The organism is Inquilinus ginsengisoli, from assembly GCF_050434925.1.
GTDB classification, from domain to species: Bacteria; Pseudomonadota; Alphaproteobacteria; order DSM-16000; family Inquilinaceae; genus Inquilinus; species Inquilinus ginsengisoli_B.
Genome location: NZ_JBNDJK010000001.1, coordinates 5,951,514 through 5,973,075 on the forward strand (window position 1 = coordinate 5,951,514; position 21,562 = coordinate 5,973,075).

A 21,562-nucleotide genomic window follows, 5' to 3' on the forward strand; every position below is an offset into this window, starting at 1 on the left:
CTTGACAATTTTGAGTTCGCTCCCAAATCCATAGTGCGGCCGGCGATGGTTTGTCCCCCCAGCCATCGCCAAGATCCTCCGATGGGATCGATTTAGCCGTCAGCCGGGCCGGACGCTCCCTCCCCTCCGAGCGGATCGACCCAGGCTTAAGAACGGCCCCGACGCTTCCCCCCGCGTCGGGGCCACTTCTTTTTCTGCTTCAGAATCGAGCCGGAACATATTGGTTTTCTTCAACTCCTGGCGGCAGTCCTGATCTAGCCGCGAGAACCGGAGACTTTCGAATCTGTCGCTCGCCGGCCGATATCCTTCGCCAAAGCGATTGACAAGCCCTTTGCAGCGCAACATGGATGCATGACGCAGTTGCAGCATCGCGGCTGCCGCACGGGGATGCACCATGCCGGATACGCGCCCAGCCACGCCTCGGCCGGAGGACCTGCCCCTCGCCCGCGAGCTGACGCAGCTGCTGAAGCGCTATGAGAAGTCGCAGCGTGAGGACCCCTTCGCCAACCCGATCCAGCATCTGGCGCTGGAGCTGTCGCGCCGCCTGGCCGACGGCAAGCTGGGCTATCGCGACATCGAGGAACTGATCGGCCATCTCACGGTCGAGGGTTTCAGCCACCGCGCCGCCCGGCTCGGCCGCTATCTCGGCGAGACCGGGCCCGAGGCCAATGATGCGACCTTGCGCGCCCTGTTCCAGCGCCTGGCGCAGGACGAGGCGGGCAACCCGATGCCCTTCGCCGCCTTCCGCCGCCGGGTCGAGAGCGAGGCCTTCGGTGCCGTCTTCACCGCCCATCCGACCTTCAACCTGTCCGGCGCCCTGATGGCCGACCTGGCGGTGCTGGCAGTCGGCCGCAGCGTCGACGGCACGCCGCTGTCCGAAGAGGCCCGGGCCGCGCTGCTGGCCCGCGCCGCCGCGGCCGAGCACCGGCCGGACGAGGATCTGAGCCTGGCGCGCGAGCATGCCCTGTCGCTCGACGCCATCGCCAATGCCCGCGCCGCGCTGGGCCGAGCCTGGGGCATCCTGCTGGACGTCGCCCGCGACGCCTATCCCGAGGATTGGCGCCGCCTGACGCCGCGGCTGGTCACGCTGGCCTCCTGGGTCGGCTACGACCTGGACGGCCGCTCCGACATCCGCTGGACCGACACGCTGCACAAGCGGCTGCTGGTCCAGGCGGTGCAGTTGGACCACTACCTGTCCGAAGTGCGGGCGATCCGCTCCCGGGTGCCGCGGGGCGCCGCCGACCTGCTGGAGACGCTGGACCTGCTGGAGAGCCGGGTGGCGCTGGCCATCGCCCAGATCCGCGACGAGGTCGCCGCCTTCGCCGTGGCCGATCCCGGCTCCGCCGCCGGGCGCGAGCAGATCCGCGTCATCAGCCAGCGCATCCATGCCGGCCAGGCGCTGCGCCTGACCGAATCCGCCAGCCTGATCGCGATCGTCGACCGGGCCTTGGAGCGTACCGACGACCCCGACCTGTCGCGCCGCTTCTGCCTGCTGCGGGCCGAGCTGGCGACGCACGGGCTGGGCGCCGCCCACACCCATGTGCGGATCAACGCCACCCAGGTGCACAACGCCATCCGCAAGGCGGTCGGCATGGTGTCCGACCCGAACGACCCGCGCTACCGGCAATCCTATCTCGACCGGCTGAACGCGCTGCTCGACGCGGTCGAGCCGGTGACGGTGAATTTCGGCTCGCTGCTGTCCGAGCGCACCTCGGTCAAGCGCCTGTTCATGCTGCTGGCGCAGATGCTGAAATACAACGACCGCTCGGCCCCGATCCGCTTCCTGATCGCCGAGAGCGAAAGCGCCCTGACCTGCCTGACCGCGCTGTACTACGCCCGACTGTTCGGGGTCGACGGCATGGTCGACATCTCCCCGCTGTTCGAGACCGAGAAGGCGCTGGAAAACGGCAGCCGGATCATCGAGCAGTTGCTGGAGAACCCGCACTACCGCGCCTATGTCCAGCGGCGCGGCCGGGTCTGCGTCCAGACCGGCTATTCCGACGCCGGGCGCTATCTCGGCCAGACCCCGGCCGGCGCCTCGATCGAGCGGTTGCGGCTCAGGCTGATCCGGGTGATCGCCAAGGCCGGCCTGCCGGACGTGCAGCTGCTGATCTTCGACACCCATGGCGAGTCGATCGGCCGCGGCTGCCACCCGGGCGGAATTGCCGATCGGCTGTCCTATGTCGACCCGCCAGCGACCCGGACCTTCATGGCCAGCCAGGGCGTCGGCTTCAAGCAGGAGGTCAGCTTCCAGGGCGGCGACGGCTACCTGTACTTCGCCCATCCCGACATGGCCTATGCCGTGGTCACCCGCATCCTCGAGCACATCCTGGCCGAGGTCGACGACACCCGGGACGGCAAGGTGGCGGACGACCCGTTTTACGACGAGGCCTCCTACATCCGCGAGTTCTTCACCACGGTGAAGGAGTTCCAGGTCCGGCTGATGCAAAGCCGCGACTATGGCGTGCTGCTGCAGGCGCTGGGGCCGAACCTGCTGTTCCCCTCCGGCAGCCGCGCCACCAAGCGGCAGCATGAGGACCCAAGCGAGCTGGACCACGCGATGCCGTCGCAGCTGCGCGCCATCCCGCACAACGCGATCCTGATGCAGCTGGGCCTGCTGGCCAACAGCGTCGGCGGCGCCGGTGCCGCCATCGCCAAGGACCCGGAACGGTTCCGCGAGCTCTACGCCGCCTCGCCGCGATTCCGGCAGCTGATCGGCATCGTCACCTACGGCGCCTCGGCCAGCAACCCGGCGGCGATGCGGTCCTATATCGACGCGCTCGACCCCGGCTCCTGGATCATCCGCGCCGCCGCCACCGGCGACCGCGAGCTGGCGGACCGGATGGTGGCGCTGTCCGGCCATCTCGAGCCGATGCCGGTGTATGAGCGGCAGAGCCGCGTCTTCCGCGCCCTGCACAAGGACTTCATCCTGCTGCGCGAAGGGCTGGAGAGCGTGGCCGACGAGGCGCCGCATGTCGACCCGGCCAGCCGCGATGCCCTGGCCGTGCTGCACGCGATACGGCTTGCGCTGATCCAGGAGATCTTCCTGCTGGCGATGCGGATCCCGGAATTCTCCAGCCGGCACAATCTCACCGTGAAGCAGGTGATCGCCCGCATCCTGCATCTCGACGTGCTGCCGGCGGTGACGTCGCTGGAGGAGATCTTCCCGTTGACCGAGGACACCATCGCCGTGGCCGATTTCGGCGAGGCCGCGAGCTACAGCTCGGACGAAAGCCAGAACTACCAGTTCGAGAACGAGCGCATCTTCCGCCCGATGCGGCAGTTGTACGGCCTGGTGCGCGGGGTCTCGGCCGCGGTGGTGCACCGGACCGGCTTCTTCGGCTAAGGGGCGGGCGAGGGTTGGCCCCTCGCCCGCCCCTGCGGAGTCAGAGAACGAAATCGGCTGCGACCAGCGTATAGGCGCTGTGGACGTCGATCTGCATGTCGGCGATCTTGTCGCCGTTGATATCGACCAGCACCGACTGAAGGCCGCCGCCTGCCATCACCCGCACTTCATGCCCGGCGCCGGTGAAGGCATTGGCGCCGCGGAAGGTGAAGGCGGTGTTGCCGTTGCCGCCATTGCCGTCGGCGTCGATGGCGGACAGATCGAGCCTGTCGCGCTCCGCATTGTTGTAGTCGATGATGGTGTCGCGGCCCGCCGCCACGGTGCTGTCGCCGACCGCGCCATACATGAACCAGTCCCCGCCGGCCCCGCCGGCCAGGACGTCGGCGCCGGAGCCACCGACCAGGCCATCATTGCCGTCACCGCCCTTGAGGGCGTCGTTGCCGCCGCCCCCCATGAGGGTGTCGGCACCGCCCAGGCCCCACAGCGCGTTCGCGGCGGCATTGCCCGCGACCGTGTCGCCGAAGGCTGAGCCTTGGGCGTTCTCGATGCCGGTGAGCGTGTCTCCAGCCGCGTCGCCTGCCGTGCCGACGCCGGTGCCGAGGCTCAGCCGCACGGCGCCGGCGGCGTTCGCATAATTGGCGACATCGATGCCGTTGCCGCCATCCAGGATGTCGGCGCCGGCGCCGCCGACGAGGCTGTCATTGCCGTCGCCGCCGCGCAGCGTGTCGGTTCCCGCCTCGCCATAGAGCGCATCGTCGCCGAGGCCGCCGCCAAGCCCGTCGTTTCCGGCGCGGCCCCACAGGGTGTTGGCCCCGGCATCGCCGGTCAGCGTGTCGGCATAGGCGGTGCCGCCGACCGTCTCGATGCCGGTCAGGATGTCGCCCTGGGCATTGCCGCCGGACGCGGTCCCGGCACCGAGGTTGATCGCCACGCCGGTGGTGTTGCGGGCGGGATCGGCGTCGTAGTCCGCCATGTCGGTCCCGGCCCCGCCATCCAGCCGATCGGCACCGGCGCCGCCGAAGAGGGTGTCGTTGCCGTCAGCGCCCGTGAGCACGTCACTGCCGGCGCCCCCGTTCAGCATGTTGGCCCCGCCGTCACCTGTCAGCGTGTCGGCGAAGGCCGAGCCGACCACCCCCTCGATCCCGACAAAGATGTCGCCGACGGCGTCGCCGCCATTCTTGGCGCCGGTGGCCAGGCTGATCATCACCGCGGCGCCGGAGGTGTCGTAGACAGCGGCATCGCTGCCGTCACCGCCGGTCAGGACATCCGCCTCGGCTCCACCAGTCAGCCAGTCACCACCGGTGCCGCCGTCGAGCCTGTCGGCGCCGGCACCGCCCGACAGCCGGTCCGAGCCAGCCATGCCCCACAGCCCGTTGGCGCTGGCAGCGCCGGTGACGATGTCGTCGAACGCCGAGCCGACGACGCTTTCGATGCCGGTGAGACTGTCGCCCGCCGCATCGCCGGCCGTGCCGGTGCCAGCAGCGAGGCTGAGCGCCACCCCGGCCAAGGCGTCGGAATAGTTGGCGGTGTCGGTCCCGGCGCCGCCGTTCAGCGCGTCGGTCCCGGTGCCGCCGATGAGCATGTCGTTGCCTTCGCCCCCGGCCAGAGAGTCGATGCCGTTCCCGCCATAGAGCGTGTCGTTGCCGGCATTGCCGGTGAGCTGGTCGTCGCCGTCCCGCCCCCACAATGTGTTGGCGCCGCCGTCGCCGGCCAGGACATCATTGAAGCCGGAACCGCTGATCAGCTCGACGCCGCTCAGCACGTCCCCGGCCGCATCGCCGCCGCTGTTCGCGCCAGTGGCGAGGTTCACCGTCACACCGGCCGTGGACGCTCCATATTCCGCCCGGTCGGTGCCGTCGCCGCCCCGCAGGCTGTCCGCCCCGGCCCCGCCGGCGAGGCCATCGTTGCCGAGGCCGCCGGCCAGCGTGTCCGCCCCGGCGGCCCCGTTCAGGGCATCGTCACCATCCTGGCCCGACAGGACGTTGGCGCCGGCATCTCCGCTCAGGACGTCGTTGTGTCTGCTGCCGCTGATATTCTCGATGCCGATCAGGACGTCATGATCGGGGGCCATGCCGGTGGCGAGATTGACGGCAATGGCATTGTTGTAGCGATAGTCCACCGTATCGATGCCGGTCCCGCCGTCATATCGATCGGCGCGCCAGTCTCCGCCGTCGACGAGGATGTCATTGCCGCCGCCGCCGCTCAGCACATCCTCACCGTCCCAGCCATCGAGAGTGTTGTCGCCCGCGTCGCCGATCAGGGTGTCGTTATATTCCGTCCCCCGGACATTCTCGATGCTGATCAGGGTGTCGCCGTAGCTGCTGGTGCCGGCGGCCAGGTCAACCGTGATCCCATATTGGGAAGGGGTTTCATCGGAGAGGTAGTTGACCATGTCGATGCCGCTGCCGCCGTCAAGGACATCCGCGCCGCCATGGCCGGCCATGTAATCATCGCCGGCGCCGCCATTCAGATGGTCCACGTACCGGGAACCGCTGAGGCTATCATTCCCCTCCAGCCCGTTCAGGGTCATCCCATGAAGCTGGGAGGAGAAATTGACGCTCATCACGTCGTCGTAATGGGTCCCGACGATGGTGTCGCAGGCAGCGAAATCCAGGACCTTCTCGCCTGTAGGGCTGCCCGCGTTGCTGACCGTGTAAGAATAGTTCCGGATATCGGCATAGTACGTCCAGCGCGCCTCGATTCCATTGGCGCGCCCACTGAGATCGAGAACGCCGTCGACAATCGGCTCCATAATACTCTCCCTTCAAATTCCGCGACTATACCAGTCTGCAGAGGCAGCAGGGCGTCGGCTTGATCAGCGCAGCCGTTCGATAAAGAGCGGATCTGCGAGATGCCCAGCATTTGTGAATAACTTCGTATAGCTCAAATTGACGGCGACGAACATCCCGCATCCATCAACGCCGTGCGGGCCGCTCCCCCATTCCACCGCCGGCCCCGCTGGTCTAGACAGGGAGGAACAGATCCTCCAGCGGCCGAGATCCGATGACCGATTCCACCAGCGCCCCGCGCACCGTCCGCCTCGCCGACTACCGGCTGCCCGACTTCCTGATCGACACGGTCGACCTGCATTTCGACCTGCGCGAGGACGGGGCGACGGTGCGGTCGCGCCTGACCATGCGGCGCAACCCGGCGACCCCCGACCCCGCGGCGCCGCTGGTGCTGGACGGCCAGGGCCTGAAGCTGACCGGCGTCGTCCTGGACGGCGAGGCGCTGGGCGACAACCGCTATTCGGTCGATGCCGAGCACCTGACCCTGCCCGGCCTGCCCCAGTCCTTCACCCTCGAGATCACCACTGAGATCGAGCCGCAGAACAACACCTCGCTGCAGGGGCTCTACACCTCCGGCGGCAATTTCTGCACCCAGTGCGAGGCCGAGGGCTTCCGCCACATCACCTATTATCTCGACCGGCCGGACGTGCTGGCCCGCTACACCACCACCATCGTCGCCGACAAGACCAAGGTCCCGGTGCTGCTGTCGAACGGGAATCCGGTCGGCGCCGGCGAGGCCGAGGGCGGCCGGCACTGGGCGAAGTGGGAGGACCCGTTCCCCAAGCCGTCCTACCTGTTCGCCCTGGTGGCCGGCGACCTGGTGGCGGTCGAGGACAGCTTCACCACCCGGTCCGGCCGGACGGTCGACCTCAAGATCTTCACCCGCCGCGGCGACGAGACCAAGGTCGACCACGCCATGCGGTCGCTGAAGGCGTCGATGGCCTGGGACGAGCAGGTCTACGGCTTCGAATACGACCTCGACCTGTTCATGATCGTCGCCGTCTCCGACTTCAACATGGGGGCGATGGAGAACAAGGGCCTGAACATCTTCAACACGGCCCTGGTGCTGGCCAGCCGCGAGACCGCGACCGACGGCGACTTCCAGCGCGTCGAATCCGTCGTGGCGCATGAGTATTTCCACAACTGGACCGGCAACCGCATCACCTGCCGCGACTGGTTCCAGCTGTCGCTGAAGGAAGGCCTGACCGTCTTCCGCGACCAGGAGTTCTCCGCCGACCTGAACAGCCGGCCGGTGCAGCGCATCGCCGATGTCCGCCGGCTGCGCGCCATCCAGTTCCCGGAGGATGCCGGCCCGATCGCCCACCCGATCCGGCCGGAGAGCTACATCGAGATCAACAACTTCTACACGCCGACGGTCTATGAGAAGGGCGCGGAGGTCATCCGCATGATCCACACCCTGATCGGGCCGGAGCGCTACCGCAAGGGCATCGACCTCTATGTCGAGCGCCATGACGGCGAGGCCGCGACCTGCGAGAACTTCGTCGCGGCGATGGAGGATGCGAGCGGCATCGACCTGACGCTGTTCCGTCGCTGGTATTCCCAGGCCGGCACGCCGGAGATCGCCATCGAGGAGGAGTGGGATTCCGGCCGCTACAGCCTGACCCTGGCGCAGTCGACCGCGCCGACGCCGGGCCAGCCGGACAAGCAGCCGCTGCACATCCCGGTCGCGCTCGGCCTGCTCGATGCGCAGGGCCGCGACCTGCCGGTGCGGCTGGCCGGCGAGGCCGAGGCCAAGCCCGGCACCCGGGTGCTGTCGCTGAACGGCGCGGTCCAGCGCTTCGTCTTCGAAGGCTTGGCCGGGCGGCCGGTGCCGTCGCTGTTCCGCGGCTTCTCCGCCCCGGTCAAGCTGGCGCCGCAGCCACGCGACCGTCTGGCCTTCCTGTTCGCCCATGACAGCGATCCGTTCAACCGTTGGGAGGCCGGCCAGCAGCTGGCGGCCCAGCTGCTGCTGGAGGGCGTCGCCGCCCGCAAGGCCGGGCGCGAGTGGCGGCTGGACCCGGATTTCGTCGCCGCCGTCGGCCGGCTGCTGGACGACCCGGCACTCGACGCCGCCTTCGTCGCCGAGGCGATGGCGCTGCCGAGCGAATCCTTCCTGGCCGACCAGATGGCGCTGATCGACGTCGAGGGCATCCATGCGGTGCGCGAGGCGGCGAGGCTGGCGATCGCCACGGCGCTGCGCGACCGGCTGCTGGCGCTGTATCGCGGCAATGACGACCAGGGGCCGTTCGACGTCTCCGCCGCCGCTGTCGGCCGGCGGGCGCTGAAGAACGCTTGCCTCGGGTATCTCGGCCTGCTGCAGGGCGATGCCGAGGCGACCGGGCTGGTCCTGGCCCAGACCCGGACCGGCGGCACCATGACCGACGTGCTGGCGGCGCTGACCGTGCTGCGCGACCGCGACATCCCGGAGCGGGTGCAGGCGCTGGAGGCGTTCTACGCGAAGTGGCAGGACGAGCCGCTGGTGGTCGACAAGTGGTTCGCGCTGCAGGCGACCTCCGCCCTGCCCGGCACGCTCGAGGCGATCAAGGCGCTGACCCGGCACCCGGCCTTCACCCTGCGCAACCCGAACCGGGCGCGGGCGCTGATCTCCAACCTGGCCATGGGCAACCCGCTGCACTTCCACGCGGCGGACGGCTCCGGCTACGCCTTCCTGGCCGACCAGGTGCTGGCGCTGAACGGGCCGAACCCGCAGCTGGCGGCGCGCATCCTGGTGCCGCTCGGCCGCTGGCAGCGCCACGAGCCCGGCCGACGGGCGGCGATGCAGGCCGAGCTGGACCGCATCCTGGCGGCGCCTGACCTGTCGCGCGACGTTTATGAGATCGCGGCGAAGAGCCGGGCGTAGGCGCCTGCGTCGAAATGAAACCTCGGCCGGGTCTCGGCCGAAGGGACAGGGGGAGGACGATCCGGATGACGCTATGGTCAGAAGGGCATGCCCGCGGCTCGGCGCGAAACAGCTGCTTCACTTCGTGCCGTTGACCGGACCGGGCCGGCACCTTACCTCGCCCTTGGCAGTCACTGGAGCACCGAACCCTTGGCCCCCACTCCGCCCCGCCCTTCCGCGACCGGCCCGATCGACGACCGCGCCGCCGGCCGCTGGCTGAAGCGGCAGGCCGGGCTGGCGCGCCGGCCGATCGGCCTGACCGCGGCCGCCGGGATCGCCCAGGGCCTGTGCGGCGTGGCCCAGGCCGGGCTGATCGCCTGGATCCTGCAGCGCGCGGTGATGGACGGGGCAACCCTGTCCGAGCTGTGGCCGCTGTTCGCCGCCCTGCTGGCCGCGGCGCTGCTGCGGGCCGGCGCCGCCTGGACCTGGGAGGCGCTTGGCGCGGTGGCGGCGACCCAGGTGAAGACCCGGCTGCGGCGGCAGATCCTGGACCGCGTCCACGCCCTGGGGCCCGCCTGGCGGGCGGAGCGGCAGACCGGCGACCTGGCGGTGACGCTGATCGAGCGGATCGAGGCGCTGGACGGCTACTACGCCCGCTTCCTGCCGCAGAGCCGGGTGGCGTCGATCCTGCCGATCCTGATCCTGGCCGCGGTCTATCCGATCGACTGGGTGTCCGGCGTGATCCTGACCATTGCCGGGCCCTTCGTGCCGCTGATGATGGCGCTGATCGGCATGAAGGCGGCGGATGAGAGCCGCAAGCAGTTCCGCACCCTAGCGCGGATGAGCGCCTATTTCCTCGACCGGCTGCAAGGGCTGGCGACGCTGCGGCTGTTCGGCCGGGCCGAGGCGGAGGTCGAGGGCATCGCCCTGGCCGCCGACGCCTTCCGCGACCGCACCATGCGGGTGCTGCGCATCGCCTTCCTGTCCTCGGCCAGCCTGGAGTTCTTCGCCTCGGTCGCGGTCGCGGTCGTCGCCACCTATGTCGGCCTCGGCCTGCTCGGCCATATCGGCTGGGGCACCGCGCCGACCCTGACCCTGTTCAGCGGCCTGTTCGTGCTGCTGATGGCGCCCGACTTCTTCCAGCCGCTGCGGCTGCTGGCCGCCTATTACCATGACCGGGTGGCTGCGATCGGCGCCGCCGAGGGCCTGGCCGAGGTGCTGGACACGCCGGCCGACGCCCCCGCCGGCGGGCGGGCGATGCCGGAGGGCGAGCTCGACATCGTGTTTGAGACCGTCTCGGTCGCCTTCGACGGCGGCACCCGCAGCGCCGTGCGCGGGGTCAGTCTGCGGATCGCGCCGGGCGACCACATCGCCCTGGTCGGGATGAGCGGCGCCGGCAAGTCGACCCTGCTGTCGCTGCTGCTGGGCTTCCGCCGGCCGGATGCCGGCCGGGTGCTGGTCAATGGCGTCGACCTGGCCGAGATCGACCCGGAGGAGCTGCGCCGCCGCATCGCCTGGATCGGCCAGGCGCCGGTGCTGTTCCACGGCACGCTGCGCGACAACATCCGGCTGGGCCGGCCCGAGGCCGACGATGCGGCGGTCGACCATGCCGCGGCCGAGGCCCGGGTGACGGAGTTCGCGGCGGCACTGCCCCAAGGGCTGGACACGCCGGTCGGCGAGCGCGGCATCGGCCTGTCCGGCGGCCAGGCCCAGCGCGTCGCCCTGGCCCGCGCCTTCCTGAAGGATGCGCCGCTGGTGCTGCTGGACGAGCCGACCGCCGCGCTGGACCGCGACACCGAGGCCGAGATCCTGGAGTCGATTCGCCGCCTGGCCCGCGGCCGCACCGTGGTGGTGGCAACGCACAGCCCGGCGGCGATGGCGATCGCCGACCGCCGGATCCTGCTCGACCAGGGCCGGGTGCAGGCGGAGGCAGCGTGATGGACCGTCACGACCGCCCCCTGATCGCCATCCTGCGCCTGGCGCGGCCGCAGCGGCGGAAGATGGCGCTTGGCCTGCTACTGGCCATCGTCACCGCCCTGTCTGGGCTGGGCCTGCTGGTGCTGTCCGGCTGGTTCATTGCCGCCTCGGCCGTGGCCGGCGCGGTGGCGGCGACCGCCGTCGCCTTCAACTTCACCAGCCCGTCGGCCGGCATCCGCGGCTTGGCCGTGCTGCGCACCGGATCGCGCTATGCCGAGCGGCTGGTGACGCATGACGCCACCTTCCGCTTCCTGGCGGGCTTGCGCGTCTGGCTGTTCCGCGTCGCCATCCCGCTGGCTCCGGCGCGGCTGGAGGAGCAGCGCGGCGGTGACCTGCTGAACCGCATGACCGCCGATGTCGATTCGCTCGACGCCGTCTACCTCCGCGTGATCGTGCCCGCCGTGGTCGCCGTGCTGGCGGTGCTGCTGGTCGGCGGCGTGCTGCTGTGGCTGGACCCGGCGGCGGCGGCGATCGTGGTGGCGCTGGCGCTGCTGGTCGGGATCGCCCTGCCCTGGGCGATGCAGCGGATCGGCGCCCCGGTGGGCCGGGCGATCGCCCTGGCCACGGCACGGCTGCGCACCCGCATCGTCGAGGGCGTGCAGGGCCTGGCCGAGCTGAAGGTCTACCAGGCCGACAGCCGCCACGCCGACGCGGTGCTGGCCGAGAACGAGGTGCTGATGACGGCACAGCGGCGCATGGCCCGGCTGTCCGGCGTCTCCACCGCGCTGTCCGGCCTGGCCGGGCAGCTGGCGGCGCTGGCGATCCTGGCGCTCGGCGTGGCCGGCATCGCCGCCGGGGTGCTGCCGGGGCCGGCGGTGGCGCTGATGATGCTGGGCGCGCTGGCGCTGTTCGACGCGCTGGTGCCGCTGCCCCTGGCCTTCCAGAATCTCGGCCGCACCCGGGCCGCCGCCCGCCGGCTGCTCGACTTCGCCGGGCTGGCGCCGCTGGTGCGCGACCCGGAGGCGCCGGCCCCTGCCCCGGCCGGTAACACCATCGTCCTGTCCGGCGTGTCCTATCGCTACCGGGCCGACGACCGGCCGGCGGTGCGCGACATCGACCTGGAGCTGCCGGAGGGCGGGCGGATCGCCCTGGTCGGCCCCAGCGGCAGCGGCAAGAGCACGCTGACCGCCCTGATCCTGCGCTTCCGCGACCCGGATTCGGGCAGCATCACCCTGGGCGGCGTCGACCTCCGCCGCCTGCCCCAGGCCGAGATCTGGCGCCGCATCGCCTATCTGTCGCAGCGCAGCCAGATCTTCGCCGGGACGATCCGCGACAACCTGCTGATCGGTGACCCGTTGGCCGACGACACGGCGCTCGCCGCAGCGGTCGAGGCCGCTGGACTCGCTGCCTGGGTCGAGGGCCTGCCGCGCGGGCTCGACACCTGGGTCGGCGAAGCCGGCGTCCGGGTCTCGGGCGGCCAGGCACGGCGCATCGCCCTGGCCCGCTGCTTCCTGAAGGGCGCGCCGATCCTGGTGTTGGACGAGCCGACCGAGGGCCTCGACGCCGACACCGAGGCGCAGGTGATCGAGGCGCTGGAGCGGCTGACCGCCGGCCGCACCACGCTGGTGATCACCCACCGTCCGGCGCTGCTGCGCCTGGCCGACAGCGCCGTGCTGATGGCCGAGGGCCGGATCGCGGTGCAGGGCGTGCCGGCCGAGATCCTGGACGCTGCGCTGCCGGGGCGGGCGAAACGCCATGCCGCGGTTTGACCTCAGGCGGATCGGTGTCCTGGGCCCGACCACGCTGCGGCTGGTGCTGCAGCTGTTCGGCACGCTGTGCGTGATCGCCGGCATCATCGGGGTGTTCGTGCCGCTGTGGCCGACGACGATCTTCATGATCCTGGCGCTGTGGGCCTTCGCCCGGTCCTCGCCGCGGCTGCACAACTGGCTGCTGACCCATCCCCGCTTCGGCCCGACGCTGCAGGCCTGGGAGCGGCACGGCGCCATCCCGGCCTGGGCCAAGCTGCTGGCGGTCGTCAGCCTGGCCACCAGCTTGGCGATCCTGGCGTTCACCGTACATTCGCACCTGGTGGTCGGGATCGTCGCCGCCTTCTTCGCGATCCTGATCCTGTACATCCTGACCCGCCCGAACGCCAAAATCTAACCGGGGCATGGGCCGGCCATGACACGCTTGTCATTTCCGAACCGCCCCGCCTCGTCGTAAGGTTCGGATCATGCGAATCCTCGTGATCGAAGACGACGCCCAGGCCGCGCAGTACCTCACCAAGGGTCTGCGCGAGAGCGGATTCGTCGTGGACCATGCGCCGGACGGGCCGCAGGGCCTGTTCCTGGCGACCAGCGAGACCTACGACGCGATGATCGTCGACCGCATGCTGCCGGGCATGGACGGGCTGCTGATCGTCGAGACCATCCGGCGCAACGGCAACCAGACGCCGGTGCTGTTCCTGAGCGCCATGGGCCAGGTCGACGACCGGGTCCGCGGCCTGCGCGCCGGCGGCGACGACTATCTGACCAAGCCCTACGCCTTCACCGAGCTGCTGGCCCGGCTGGAAGCGCTGCTGCGCCGCGGCACCACGCCCGCGGCGGCGCAGACCGAGCTGCAGATCGGCGACCTGAAGATGGACCTGCTGTCGCGCAGCGTCACCCGCTCCGGCCGCAAGATCGACCTGCAGCAGCGCGAGTTCCAGATCCTGGAGTACCTGATGCGCCATTCCGGCCAGGTGGTCACCCGGACCATGCTGCTGGAGAATGTCTGGAACTATCACTTCGATCCGCAGACCAACGTGATCGACGTCCATATCAGCCGGCTGCGGCAGAAGATCGACCGGGACTTCGACGCGCCTCTGCTGCAGACCGTGCGCGGCGCCGGATACTGCCTCCGTGCATCTGATTAGGGTCCTCCGCAGCTCCACCTTCCGCTACGCGATCATCTACATGCTGGTGTTCGGGGTATCCGTCGCCGGTGTGATGGGATTCGTGTACTGGCAGACGGTGCGGGTGATCGCGGCGCAGACCGACGACACCATCCAGGCCGAGATCACCGGCCTGGCCGAGCAGTACCGCCAGTTCGGCCTGGTCGGCCTGATGCGCATCATCCGCGAGCGCAGCCAGGCCGCCCCCGGCCGGCGCGGCCTCTATCTGCTGGCCGACCGCAACTACAACCGGATCGAGGGCAACCTGTCCTCCTGGCCGCCGATCGCGCGCAGCGCCTCCGACAGCACGGTCGATTTCCTGGTCGCAACCGATGCCGGCGGCGACTCCAAGCCCCAGGTGGCGCGGGCCCGCACCTTCGCCCTGGCCGGCGGCTTCTACCTGCTGGTCGGGCGCGACATGACCGAGCGCACCGATTTCACCAAGCTGATGACCGACGCGCTGATCGGCGGCCTGATCCTGACCGCGGTGTTCGGCATCGCCGGCGGCATCCTGATGAGCCGCAGCCTGCTGGCCCGGATCGAGGGCATCAACCGCGGCACCGAGGACATCCTGCAGGGCGACCTGACCCGGCGCATGCCCGTGCGCGGCAACCGCGACGAGTTCGACCGCCTGGCCACCAGCCTGAACGCGATGCTGGACCAGATCGATGGGCTGATGACCGGCATGCGCGGCGTCGCCGACAACATCGCGCACGACCTGCGCAGCCCGATCTCGCGGCTGCGCAGCCGGATGGAGGTCTCGCTGATGAGCGAGACCGATGCCGACGGCTTCCGCCGGGCGATGGAGGATTCGATCCGCGAGGCCGACGGCATCCTGGCCACCTTCAACGCGCTCCTGGAGATCGCGCTGGCCGAGGCCGGGGCGGTGCGCGACCGGTTCAGCCCGATCGAGCTGTCGGCGCTGGCCGCCGATGCCGGCGAGCTGTACGGACCGGTGGCCGAAGACAAAGGCCAGACCCTGACGACGGCGATCGAGCCGGGCGTGACCGTGCCGGGCAACAGCCACCTGCTGGCCCAGGCCGTGGCCAACCTGCTGGACAATGCGATCAAGTACACGCCGGCGGGCGGCCGAATCCGGCTCGCCGTCCGGCGCGACGGCGACGGCGCGGTGCTGGAGATCCGCGACAGCGGCCCCGGCATCCCGGAGGAGGCGCGCGGCCGGGTGCTGGACCGCTTCGTCCGGCTCGACGCCAGCCGAAGCGCCCCGGGCGCCGGCCTCGGGCTGTCGCTGGTCTCGGCAGTGGCGCGGCTGCACCGGGCGACGCTGACCCTGGCCGACAATGCGCCCGGGCTGCAGGTCGCGATGCGCTTCCCGCATGTGCTGGCCGGTTCCCAGGACGTGCCGCAGGACATGGCCCAGATCACGCCGCCGCCGGGCCGGCTCGCCTCCCCGCAGTCCTGAGCGGCTACCGGGCGCCGGCGAGGTCCTGGCGGATCAACTCGACCAGCCCGTCGAACACACTTTCGGTGCCGCCGATGCGCTGGCGGCGGGCGCCGTCGCCGCCGGCGAGGAACGCGGCCTGCTCGGTGAACTTCATCCGGGTGCGGCTGCCGGCCGGCAGCAGTTCGACCGTCGCCAGCGAGGCCGAGACGCGCTGGCCGCCGAAGCTCATCTCATAGGCGTAGATGATCCGCTGCCCCGGAACGATGTCGAGGTAATGGGCCCGGAAGGTCATCTCCTGCCCGTCGGGCATCCGCCAGTGCTTGGCCTCGACGCCGCCGACCCGGAAATCGAACAGGTCCTCGAGCACGGCCCAGTCGGGGTGGCAGTCGGTCCAGCGCCGCTTCAGCTCCGGCTCCGCCCAGAAGCGGAAGGCATGGGCGGGGCTGCCGGGCAGCTCGCGCTCGACGACGAAGGTGGAATGGTCGACGGTGGTCACGGTGTCTCCTCAGGAATCTCGCGCATCGCCGCTTCCAGGCGGTCGAAGGCGGCGTGCAGGGCGGCTTCCCGATCGCGCACCCAGTCGGCGATCACGGTCAGGGCGGCGGGCTGCAGGCTGTAGGTGCGGGCGCGGCCGGCCTTGCGCGACACGACGATGCCGCTGTCCTCCAGGATCCGCAGGTGCTTGACCGCCGAGGGCAGCCGCATCCCGGCCGGATCGGCCAGCTGCTTGACCGTCGCCGGGCCGCGGCTCAGGCGCTCGGCCATGCCCCGGCGGTTCGGGTCGGACAGGGCGATGAAGATGCGGTCGACGGCTTGCGGCTCCACGGCTCGGGCCTCGGCTAGTCGCGCAGGAACCGGTCCGGCATGGCCTCGCGATAGGGGAACATCGTAAAGAAGGGCCGCGCCTCGCGCAGCGTGCGCCGCATCGACGGCCGGTCGAGCAGCCGTTCGAAATAGGCGGCGAGGTTGGCGTGCGCGGAGCCGAAGGGGTGCACGATCGAAGCGTAGAACAGGGCCGGGCACGCGGCGCAGTCGGCGAGGGTGAAGCGGTCGCCGGCGGCCCAGTCTTTCCCCGCCAGCTGCGCGTCGATCATGGCGTAGGCGGTGTCGAGCGTCCCTCGCGCCTCGGCGACGCCATAGGGATCCTGGCTGCCCTCGGGGCGGATCCGGTCGACGACGATCTTCTGCATCGGCGTGGCGACATAGAGGTCGAAGGCGCGGTCCCAGAGCCGGGCGTCGAGCGCCTGCTCCTCGTCCTCCGGCAGCATCGGCACCGGGCCGGGATAGTGCCGCTGAACGTATTCTATGATGATGCTGGTCTCGGCGACGACGCGGTCGTGCGCCGTGTCGTGGAGCACCGGGATCTTCCCGACCGGCCATTTCGCCATCAGCGCCCCCGCCTCGCCCGGGTCCTGCAGGTCGACCGTCACCGGCTGGAACGCGACCTCGTTCTCGTAGAAGGCGATCAGGACCTTGTGACAGAAGGAGGCCAGCGGGTGGAGGTACAGGGTCAGCGCCATCGTTCCACATCCATAGTTTCCTGAGATGGAAACTATCCGAAGCCGGCAATGGCAGCAACAACAGTTTCCTCTCTCGGAAACCGTCAGCCCTTCACCGCCCCCGCCGACAGCCCTTCGACCAGGAAGCGCTGGAGATAGACGAAGCCGAGCGCGATCGGCACCACGGCGAGGACCGAGGCGGCCATCAGCCCGCCCCAGTCGGTCAGATGCGAGCCCTTGAACAGCATGATGCCGGGGGTGAGCGTTCGCCGCGCGTCGCTATTGATCAGCACATAGCCGAACATGAACTCGTTCCAGGCGGTGACGAAGGCGAAGACCGCGGTGGCGAAGATGCCGGGCGCCGAGACCGGCAGCAGCACCCGCAGAATGAAACCGGTGCGGGAGCAGCCGTCGATCTCCGACGCGTCCTCCAGCTCGCGCGGCACCGCATCGAAGAAGCCCTTCAGCATGAAGGTGCAGAGCGGGATGGTGAAGGTGCAGTAGACGATGATCAGCGCCGCATAGGTCGACAGGAGGCCGAGGCGCTGCATCAGGATGTAGAGCGGCACCAGCAGCAGCACGCCCGGGATCATCTGCGACAGCAGCAGCGCCCCGCCGACCAGGCGCGACAGCGACAGATACGCCCAGCGGCTGAGCGCGTAGCTGCAGAAGACCGAGACGGTGATGGTCAGGATGGTCGATCCGGCGGCGACGATCAGGCTGTTGCGGAAATAGGTCAGGAACTCGCTGTCCAGCAGCACCCGGGTGAAGTTCGACAGGGTCGGGGCGTCGATCCAGAAGCTGGGGTCGGCGCTGCGCACCTCAGCCACCGGCTTCAGCGCCGTGTCGATCATCCACAGGAACGGGAACAGGCTGTAGGCCGCGAACAGCATCAGCGTGCCGTAGGTCAGCACGCCGCGGAGCGACCGCTGGGAGGCGCCGACGACCATCAGCCCTCCCGCCGGCGCCGGGCGACGCCGTAGTGGTAGACGAAGAACAGGCTGGCCAGGAACGCCATCGACATCGAGGCCACGGCGCAGGCGGCACCGACGTCGAAGTCCTGCATGGCGTAGCGGTAGATCATGATCGGCAGCGTCTCCGACGCGTTCAGCGGGCCGCCCTGGGTCATCACCCAGATGAAGTCGAAATTGATCGCGGTCCAGACGATGTGGATGAAGATCAAGGTCAGCGACACGGTGCGCAGATGCGGCAGGGTGATCACCCGGAAGCGGCGCCAGGCCCCTGCCCCGTCCACCGCCGCGGCCTCGTGCAGCTCGCGCGGGATCGCCTGCAGCGCGGCCAGCAGGCTGAGGGTGTAGAACGGATAGCTGCGCCAGATGTTGACGAAGGTGACGGTCAAGAGCGCCGTGTCCATCTGGCCGAGCCAGGGATAGGGCGCGTCGAGCAGGCCCAGCTTGACCATCCAGATGTTCAGGATCCCGTAATCCGGCGTCAGCATCCAGGTCCAGTTCAGCCCGGCGACGGCGATCGGGATCACCCAGGGGATGATGATCAGGCCGCGGAAGATGGCGCGGGCTTTGACCGGCTGGGCCAGCGCCACGGCGGAGGCGAGGCCGAGCGCGTATTCCCCGGTCACCGACAGCCCGGTCCAGATCGCGGTGTTCCACAGCGCCGGCAGGAAGTCGCCATCCTCCCACACCGTCAGGTAGTTGTCCCAGCCGGCGAAGCCGGTGACCGACGGGTTGACCAGGTTGACGTAACGCAGGCTGTCCCACAGCACCCGCAGCAGCGGATAGGCGACCAGCACCAGGACCAGGATCCCGGCCGGCGCCAGGAAGACCAGCGCGGTGCGCCGGATCCGGGCGGCGCGGGTCGGGGGACGGCCCGCAGCCCGGACGGAGAGGATCGGCGCCCGGGCGGCGGCTTCGGCGGCGGCCTTCATGTTTCCGACGCCTTTCCAAGGCTGTCATTGCCGGGCTTGACCCGGCAATCCAGAGGGTCTCGACATCTCCTGGATGCCCGGGTCAAGCCCGAGCATGACAGGTGGGGTCGTCGATCCGGCTCTGCGTAAGCCACTTGCCCCCCTCCTACGACGAGCTCAGCTCGCCGGACTGGCGCAGGGCGCGGTTGACCTGCTTGGCGAGCCAGACAGCGACCTCGGCCGGATCCTCCTTCTTCAGGAGCACGCGGCCGATCGATTCCTCCATCGCCCGGGTGATCTGGCCCAGCGCCACCGGCGGGAAGACCACGCCGGTCGAGGCCAGCGAGGAGAAGCCCTCGCCCCAGACTCCGGGGCTGACCACGTCCTGGCGGATCGAGGTCGTCGGCCGCGCCGCCGCCTGGTAGTCGCGGCCGGTCATGAAGGCCGCGAAGGCCCAGACCTCCTTCGGATGCTGCGTCGCCTTGTAGAGGAAGAAGGGGTTGATCTCGAAGAAGGTCGCCGGCTTCAGCTTGTAGGGCGGCGGCGCCACCTTCACATCGGCCATCGTCTCGGGGTTCTGCTGGGCGCGCGACTGCATCCAGGCGCCGTCGATCGCCATGGCGTATTTGCCGAGGGCGAAGTTGCTGTCCTCCTCCTCCCAGCCGCAACCGACGGCCTCGGGCGGCAAGGCGCCCTCGTCCAGCAGGCGGCGATAGAAGGCGAAGACCTCGGTCGCCCGCGCCAGCTCGGCCGGGTCGTCGGCCCAGCTGTTCTTGTAGCCGCCGTCGGGCTGGCGCCGGGCGATGGCGACGTCGTTCTGGGCCAGGTACATGATCAGCTCCTGCGGCGCCCGCACCCCGGTGCCGGCGATGCCGAAGCCGTACTGGCCGGTCGCCGCCTTGACCTTCACGGCCGCCGCGATCAGCTCGTCCCAGGTCTTCGGCGGCGCCGCGACCCCGGCCTTCTTCAGCATCTCCTCGTGGTACAGCAGCGCCCGGATGCCGAGGTAATGCGGCATCGCCATCAGCTTGCCGTCGATGGTCAGCGCCTCGATCACGTTCGGGTAGATCGCCTCGCGCCCCGGCCAGTCGGCGGCATAGGGGGTGAGGTCGAGCAGCGCGCCCATGCGGTACAGCTCGCCGAACCATTCCGGCAGGCCCCAGCTGAGGTCGGGGGCGTCGCCGCCAGCCACCGCCGTCACCAGCTTGTCGTGCAGGGCGCTGAAGGCGATGTTCTGGGTCTCGATCCTGATGTCCGGATGCGCCTGTTCGAAGGCGGCGATCTGCGCCTGCATCGCCTTGGCGTCCGGCTGGGCCGGGTCCCAGGCCACCCAGAAGCGTAGGGTCACCGGCTCGGCCATGGCGGGCAGCGCCAGCAGCAGCCCCGCCAGCACCAGCGCGATCTTGGTCAATCTCATGGTCGCCTCCCCTCGATGATGATTTCCGCCGGGCGTTGGCCGCCCCGGCTATTCCGCGGCGTCGGCCTTTGTCCGGGCCCGGGCCTCGCGCAATTCGTCGACGCTGCGCACCGACAGGCGGGCGGCGCCGCCCCAGTCGCGCGTCGCCACGCCGCCACGGGCCAGGCGCCGCTTGGCGCCGTCGACGGCATCGGCGTATTGCGGCAGCCATTCGGCCTGGGCCACCAGCAGCTCGTCGACCATCTGCCAGACCTCGTCCGGGTTGCAGACGGCGCCGACCAGCGGATCGTGCAGCACGGCCAGGCGCAGCAGGTCGAGGTCGCCGGTCACCGCCGCCCGCACCGCCATGCGCTGGACGTTGACCGAGGCGTTGCAGGTGGCGGCGCAGCCCAGCGGCAGCTCCAGTCCCGCCGCCATGTTCAGGCCGAAGCGGTCGACGAAGCCCGGGGTCTCGACGATACAATCCTGCGGCAGGTTCTTAATCAGCCCCTCGTTGCGCCGGTTGAAATGGCCGCGATAGACCCGGCCGGTCTCCAGCGCCTCGATGATGTAGCTGCCGTGCTCGTCGGAGCGGCGGTAGTCGGACAAGGGCGCCCCGGCCTCGGACAGCCAGCGCGGGAAGTCGGTCTCGAACCAGTTCCGCTGCTCGGTGCAGTGGCGCAGATAGCCGCCCGTCTCGCCGTTGATCCAGTTCGACAGGTCGATCCAGCGGTTGATCTCGTCCGGCCGCTTCCGGTACCAGGGCAGGTATTCGCTGAGATGGCCGTTGCTCTCGGTCGAATAGCAGCCGAAGCGCCGCAGCACGTCGATCCGGACCTTCTCCTCCTGGCTGTAGCGCGGGTGGCGCTCGAAGGCCTCCAGCAGCTCCGCCGCCTCGATCTTGCGGCCGCGGAAGCGGATGTCGGTGTACCAGGTCTGGTGGTTGATGCCGGCGCAGACGTAGTCGACCTCGTGCGGGTCCTCGGCGCCCAGCACCTCGGCGATCTGGTGCCAGCCATGCTGCACGCCGTGGCACAGGCCGATGGTGTTGGCGACGCCGCCATGCTCGATCGCGGCCCAGGTGTTCATCGCCATCGGGTTGGCGTAGTTCAGGAACCACGCCCCCTCCTCCGCCTCTGCCCGGATGTCGCGGCAGAAATCGAGGATCTGCGGGATGTTGCGCTGGCCGTACAGGATGCCGCCGGCGCAGATGGTGTCGCCGACGCATTGGTCGACGCCGTATTTCAGCGGGATCTCGATGTCGCTGGCGAAGGCGCGAAGGCCGCCGATGCGGACGCAGCTGATGACGTAGCGCGCCCCTTCCAGCGCCCGCCGCCGCTCCACGGAGGTGGTGACCCGCGCCGGCAGCCGGTTGGCCTCGATGTCGCGGCGCAGGATCTGCGCCACCATGTCGAGGTTGTCGGCATTGATGTCGTGCAGCGCGAATTCGGTGTCCTGCAGCTCCGACACCTTCAGCATGTCGCGCACCAGCTTCCGGGTGAAGCCGACGCTGCCCGCGCCGATCACGGCAACCTTCATCGCATCCTCCCGGAGCCC

Annotated in this window: 15 protein-coding genes; 7 read left to right on the forward strand and 8 right to left on the reverse strand. The window is 69.8% G+C overall.

The window, feature by feature from the left end; all coding sequences use genetic code 11:
• The first annotated feature begins 394 nt into the window (after positions 1–394).
• Positions 395–3,346: a phosphoenolpyruvate carboxylase gene (locus QFZ27_RS28460; protein WP_429229817.1), complete on the forward strand. Its 2,952-nt coding sequence runs from the start codon at positions 395–397 to the stop codon at positions 3,344–3,346.
• Positions 3,347–3,386: 40 nt separating this feature from the next.
• Here QFZ27_RS28460 and QFZ27_RS28465 read toward each other — a convergent pair whose 3' ends face one another.
• Positions 3,387–6,098 (reverse strand): beta strand repeat-containing protein, encoded by a 2,712-nt coding sequence (locus tag QFZ27_RS28465; RefSeq protein ID WP_429229818.1) that lies wholly within the window; start codon positions 6,096–6,098, stop codon positions 3,387–3,389.
• A 251-nt stretch (positions 6,099–6,349) separates the two neighbouring features.
• Between QFZ27_RS28465 and pepN the strand changes: the two genes are divergently transcribed.
• From pepN to QFZ27_RS28495, 6 genes are all read left to right on the forward strand, one after another.
• Entirely contained in the window at positions 6,350–8,995 is a 2,646-nt protein-coding gene (pepN, locus tag QFZ27_RS28470) for an aminopeptidase N (protein WP_429229819.1), read from the forward strand.
• A gap of 189 nt (positions 8,996–9,184) precedes the next feature.
• Positions 9,185–10,912, forward strand: coding sequence for a thiol reductant ABC exporter subunit CydD (cydD, locus tag QFZ27_RS28475; protein ID WP_429229820.1), 1,728 nt, complete (start codon positions 9,185–9,187; stop codon positions 10,910–10,912).
• Positions 10,912–12,660: a thiol reductant ABC exporter subunit CydC gene (gene cydC, locus QFZ27_RS28480; RefSeq protein ID WP_429229821.1), complete on the forward strand. Its 1,749-nt coding sequence runs from the start codon at positions 10,912–10,914 to the stop codon at positions 12,658–12,660. Before cydD ends, cydC begins: the two co-directional genes overlap by 1 nt.
• The gene (locus QFZ27_RS28485) at positions 12,647–13,054 is read left to right on the forward strand and encodes a YbaN family protein (protein WP_429229822.1); all 408 of its coding nucleotides are present in this window, start codon (positions 12,647–12,649) and stop codon (positions 13,052–13,054) included. Before cydC ends, QFZ27_RS28485 begins: the two co-directional genes overlap by 14 nt.
• 70 nt (positions 13,055–13,124) lie before the next feature.
• A complete protein-coding gene (locus QFZ27_RS28490; RefSeq protein ID WP_429229823.1) occupies positions 13,125–13,805 on the forward strand; it encodes a winged helix-turn-helix domain-containing protein in 681 nt (226 codons plus the stop codon).
• Positions 13,792–15,246 (forward strand): sensor histidine kinase, encoded by a 1,455-nt coding sequence (locus tag QFZ27_RS28495; RefSeq protein WP_429229824.1) that lies wholly within the window; start codon positions 13,792–13,794, stop codon positions 15,244–15,246. Before QFZ27_RS28490 ends, QFZ27_RS28495 begins: the two co-directional genes overlap by 14 nt.
• Before the next feature lie 4 nt (positions 15,247–15,250).
• On the opposite strand, the gene QFZ27_RS28500 is transcribed toward QFZ27_RS28495, so the two are convergent.
• The 7 genes from QFZ27_RS28500 to melA all read right to left on the reverse strand — a co-directional run bounded on the left by QFZ27_RS28500 (position 15,251) and on the right by melA (position 21,544).
• Entirely contained in the window at positions 15,251–15,724 is a 474-nt protein-coding gene (locus QFZ27_RS28500; protein ID WP_429229825.1) for an SRPBCC family protein, read from the reverse strand.
• Positions 15,721–16,053 (reverse strand): ArsR/SmtB family transcription factor, encoded by a 333-nt coding sequence (locus QFZ27_RS28505; RefSeq protein ID WP_429229826.1) that lies wholly within the window; start codon positions 16,051–16,053, stop codon positions 15,721–15,723. Before QFZ27_RS28505 ends, QFZ27_RS28500 begins: the two co-directional genes overlap by 4 nt.
• Positions 16,054–16,067: 14 nt before the next feature.
• Positions 16,068–16,748, reverse strand: a complete 681-nt coding sequence (locus tag QFZ27_RS28510) for a glutathione S-transferase family protein (protein WP_429229827.1) — start codon at positions 16,746–16,748, stop codon at positions 16,068–16,070.
• Between the two features lie 83 nt (positions 16,749–16,831).
• Entirely contained in the window at positions 16,832–17,677 is an 846-nt protein-coding gene (locus QFZ27_RS28515; protein ID WP_429229828.1) for a carbohydrate ABC transporter permease, read from the reverse strand.
• Positions 17,677–18,630, reverse strand: coding sequence for a carbohydrate ABC transporter permease (locus QFZ27_RS28520; protein ID WP_429229829.1), 954 nt, complete (start codon positions 18,628–18,630; stop codon positions 17,677–17,679). The genes QFZ27_RS28515 and QFZ27_RS28520 overlap by 1 nt, the downstream gene beginning before the upstream one ends.
• Before the next feature lie 145 nt (positions 18,631–18,775).
• On the reverse strand, positions 18,776–20,026 hold the full coding sequence (locus QFZ27_RS28525; RefSeq protein WP_429229830.1) for an ABC transporter substrate-binding protein: 1,251 nt from the start codon (positions 20,024–20,026) through the stop codon (positions 18,776–18,778).
• 48 nt (positions 20,027–20,074) lie between these two features.
• Entirely contained in the window at positions 20,075–21,544 is a 1,470-nt protein-coding gene (melA, locus tag QFZ27_RS28530) for an alpha-glucosidase/alpha-galactosidase (protein WP_429229831.1), read from the reverse strand.
• Positions 21,545–21,562 lie beyond the last annotated feature (18 nt).

What these genes read in the sequence shown, in the direction of transcription:
- QFZ27_RS28460 (WP_429229817.1), top strand. Translation starts at nt 395, where the DNA reads ATGCCGGATACGCGCCCAGCCACGCCTCGGCCGGAGGACCTGCCCCTC.
- QFZ27_RS28465 (WP_429229818.1), bottom strand. Translation starts at nt 6,098, where the DNA reads ATGGAGCCGATTGTCGACGGCGTTCTCGATCTCAGTGGGCGCGCCAAT.
- pepN (WP_429229819.1), top strand. Translation starts at nt 6,350, where the DNA reads ATGACCGATTCCACCAGCGCCCCGCGCACCGTCCGCCTCGCCGACTAC.
- cydC (WP_429229821.1), top strand. Translation starts at nt 10,912, where the DNA reads ATGGACCGTCACGACCGCCCCCTGATCGCCATCCTGCGCCTGGCGCGG.
- QFZ27_RS28485 (WP_429229822.1), top strand. Translation starts at nt 12,647, where the DNA reads ATGCCGCGGTTTGACCTCAGGCGGATCGGTGTCCTGGGCCCGACCACG.
- QFZ27_RS28490 (WP_429229823.1), top strand. Translation starts at nt 13,125, where the DNA reads ATGCGAATCCTCGTGATCGAAGACGACGCCCAGGCCGCGCAGTACCTC.
- QFZ27_RS28510 (WP_429229827.1), bottom strand. Translation starts at nt 16,748, where the DNA reads ATGGCGCTGACCCTGTACCTCCACCCGCTGGCCTCCTTCTGTCACAAG.
- QFZ27_RS28515 (WP_429229828.1), bottom strand. Translation starts at nt 17,677, where the DNA reads ATGGTCGTCGGCGCCTCCCAGCGGTCGCTCCGCGGCGTGCTGACCTAC.
- QFZ27_RS28520 (WP_429229829.1), bottom strand. Translation starts at nt 18,630, where the DNA reads ATGAAGGCCGCCGCCGAAGCCGCCGCCCGGGCGCCGATCCTCTCCGTC.
- QFZ27_RS28525 (WP_429229830.1), bottom strand. Translation starts at nt 20,026, where the DNA reads ATGAGATTGACCAAGATCGCGCTGGTGCTGGCGGGGCTGCTGCTGGCG.
- melA (WP_429229831.1), bottom strand. Translation starts at nt 21,544, where the DNA reads ATGAAGGTTGCCGTGATCGGCGCGGGCAGCGTCGGCTTCACCCGGAAG.